We start from the raw sequence: 3057 nt of genomic DNA, 5'->3' as shown, positions 1-3057 counted from the left end.
GCGCGGAACCGGCGTGCGTCGCCTCCTCGATCCGGCGCTGCAGGTCCGCGAGCTTGCCCGCGGTGGTGTGGAGGTCGGGCTGCTGCCCATCCGGCTCGGACATCGGGATGCGGCTCCCTGCCTGCTCAAAAAGGGGGGACGGTTACTCAGCCGTAGCGTAGTGGGGGTCCCGCCGTCGGCAGTGCGGCGTTCACCACACCTAGTGTGTGTTGCATGACGCCGCGAGATGCATCAGAGCCGTTCGGAAACCGTTGGTCCGACCTGGACCGGCCGCCTCTCAGCGAGGGCGCGCTGCGGCGGGGGCTGGTACGGGAGGGGACGCTGTGGTCCCGGGTGGACGTGGTCCAGCGGACCGGGTCGACCAATTCCGACCTGGTGGCGCGGGCGGCCGAGGGGCGCGCGGAAGAAGGGGCCGTGCTCGTCGCCGAGGAGCAGACGGCCGCGCGGGGGCGGCTGGACCGGCAGTGGACGGCACCGGCCCGGTCGGGACTGTTCTTCTCCGTGCTGCTGACGCCCCGCGAGGTGCCGGTGGCGCGGTGGGGGTGGCTGCCGTTGCTGACGGGGGTCGCGGTGGCGACGGGGCTGTCGCGGACGGCGGGCGTGGACACGGCGCTGAAGTGGCCCAACGACGTGCTGGTGACGGTGGGGGGAGAGGAACGGAAGGCCGGCGGGATCCTGGCGGAGGGGGCCGGGGAGGGCGGCGTGGTCATCGGCGTCGGGATCAACGTGAGCCTGCGCGCCGACGAGCTGCCGGTGCCGACGGCGGGGTCGCTGGCGCTGGCGGGGGCGGTGAGCACGGACCGGGATCCGTTGCTGCGGGGGATGCTGCGGGCGCTGGAGGAGTGGTACGGGCGGTGGCGGGCGGCCGGGGGCGATCCCGCGGAGTGCGGGCTGCAGGAGACGTACGCGGCGGGGTGCGCGACGCTCGGGCGGAGGGTGCGGGCGGAGCTGCCGGGGGAGCGGTCGGTGGTGGGGGAGGCGGTCGCCGTGGACGGGGACGGGCGGCTGGTGATCGCCACGGAGGAGGGGGTGCAGGCGCCGGTGGGAGCGGGGGACATCGTGCACCTGCGCTCCGCTTGAGCGGGTGCCTGGCGCCTGGCGGCGGGCCGGGCGGGTGGGTGCGTGTTTCCGCGGTGCGGTTTCGGGTGCTGGCGCCTGGCGGCGGGCCGGGCGGGTGGGTGCGTGCGTCTGCGGTGCGGTTTCGGGTGCGGGTGCTGGTGCCTGCGGCGGGCTGTGCGGGGGGTGGGTGCGTCTGCGGTGCGGTTTCGGGTGCGGGTGTGTGGGGGTGGGCGTCTTGAGGCCTGCGGCGCAGCTTGCGGTGCGGTGGGGGTGCGGGTGGCGCCTGCGGTGGTGGTGGGGTCGGGGCCGGGGCGGGGGTGTCCGTCCTCGGTCCGGCGCGACGGCGGTGACTTCTCGGGGGTGGTGAGGGACGCGCCGGCCGCTGCGGGCGGACACCCCCGCCCCGTCCCCTTCCCGCCGCGGGCGGGTGCGGGCGCCCACGGTCGTTTCCGGTTCCCGCCGCGGGCGGGCGCGGGCGCCCGTCGTTGTCGGTTCCCGCCGTGGGCGGGTGTGGCGTCCGTGGCCGGTTTCCGCCGTGGGTGGGTGCGGCGTCCGTGGCCGTCCCCGGTCCCGCCGTGGGCGGGTGCCGGGCGTCCTCGGTTGCTGTCGTCTCATCGCCGGGGCGACCGAACGGAGTGAGCTGGCGCACACCTGCCGTAGAGTTGAGGCCGGTCGATACAGGGCCGTGGCAGATCGGAAGGGCAGCAACGCGTGACCGTCGACGACTCGGGTTCCGGTGCGGACGCGCGGGGCGGGGTGGAACCTCCCCCACTCCCGGCTTCGCACGAGCGGGGGGAGCCTGATCCCGCCGACACCGGCGAGGATCCGCTCGCTCTGCGCGTCGAACAGCTCATCCTGGGCGCCGAGCGCCGCTACACGCCCTTCCAGGCGGCCCGCAGCGCCGGCGTCACCATGGAGCTGGCCACCCGGTTCTGGCGGGCCATGGGCTTCGCCGACGTGGGGCAGGCCAAGGCGCTCACGGAGGCGGACGTCCTGGCGCTGCGCCGGCTGGCCGGCCTGGTGGAGGCGGGGCTGCTGAGCGAGGCCATGGCGGTGCAGGTGGCGCGGTCCACCGGGCAGACCACCGCACGGCTGGCCGAGTGGCAGATGGACTCGTTCCTGGAGGGGCTGACCGAGCCGCCCGAGCCGGGGATGACCCGGACCGAGGTGACGTATCCGATCGTCGAACTGCTCCTGCCCGAGCTGCAGGAGTTCCTGGTGTACGTCTGGCGGCGCCAGCTCGCCGCCTCCGCCGGGCGGGTGGTGCAGGGGGCCGACGACGAGGAGATGGTGGACCGGCGGCTCGCCGTCGCGTTCGCCGACCTCGTGGGGTTCACGCGGCTCACCCGGCGGATGGAGGAGGAGGAGCTCGGCGAGCTCGTCGAGGCGTTCGAGACCACCGCCGCCGACCTGGTGGCGGCGCGCGGCGGGCGGCTGATCAAGACGCTGGGCGACGAGGTGCTGTACGTCGCGGACGACGCGGGGACGGCCGCGGAGATCGCCCTGCGGCTGATCGAGACGCTGGCGAACGACGAGACGATGCCGGAGCTGCGGGTCGGCATGGCGTTCGGCACCGTGACCACCCGGATGGGCGATGTCTTCGGCACCACGGTCAACCTGGCCTCCCGGCTCACGTCCATAGCCCCGCGGGACGCCGTGCTCGTGGACACCGCCTTCGCCGAGGAACTGATCCGCACCGGTGACGCCCCCGCGTCCGAGGCGGCGGCGGCCGAGGCGGTGGCCGCGGCGGAGAAGGAGGGCGAGGAGCCGCCGGCGTACCGGTTCGCGCTGCAGCCGATGTGGCAGCGGCCGGTGCGCGGTCTCGGCGTGGTGGAGCCCTGGCTGCTCACGCGCCGGAACGGGATCTCCTAGAGCCTGTCGTTCGGATCAGCCTGGCTGTGGCCGACGGTGCGTCTCGGTCGAGCCGAGCGGGGGGGGGGGGGGGGGGGGGGGGGGCAACAAAAACAAAGGGGGGCCAAAGAAAAAAAACAACAACCC

General features: G+C 74.7%; 2 protein-coding genes. Both read left to right on the top strand.

Annotated features, from left to right (window positions below):
* Nucleotides 1-213 precede the first annotated feature (213 nt).
* Nucleotides 214-1080, top strand: a complete 867-nt coding sequence (locus ACZ56B_RS30965; protein ID WP_468797784.1) for a biotin--[acetyl-CoA-carboxylase] ligase — start codon at nucleotides 214-216, stop codon at nucleotides 1078-1080.
* A 690-nt stretch (nucleotides 1081-1770) separates the two neighbouring features.
* On the top strand, nucleotides 1771-2931 hold the full coding sequence (locus ACZ56B_RS30960; protein ID WP_468797781.1) for an adenylate/guanylate cyclase domain-containing protein: 1161 nt from the start codon (nucleotides 1771-1773) through the stop codon (nucleotides 2929-2931).
* Nucleotides 2932-3057: the final 126 nt, after the last annotated feature.

This window comes from Streptomyces sp. NPDC034670, assembly GCF_055574875.1.
Note: the sequence above shows the minus strand (reverse complement) of the source record. Positions and strands in the feature narration are given on the sequence as shown.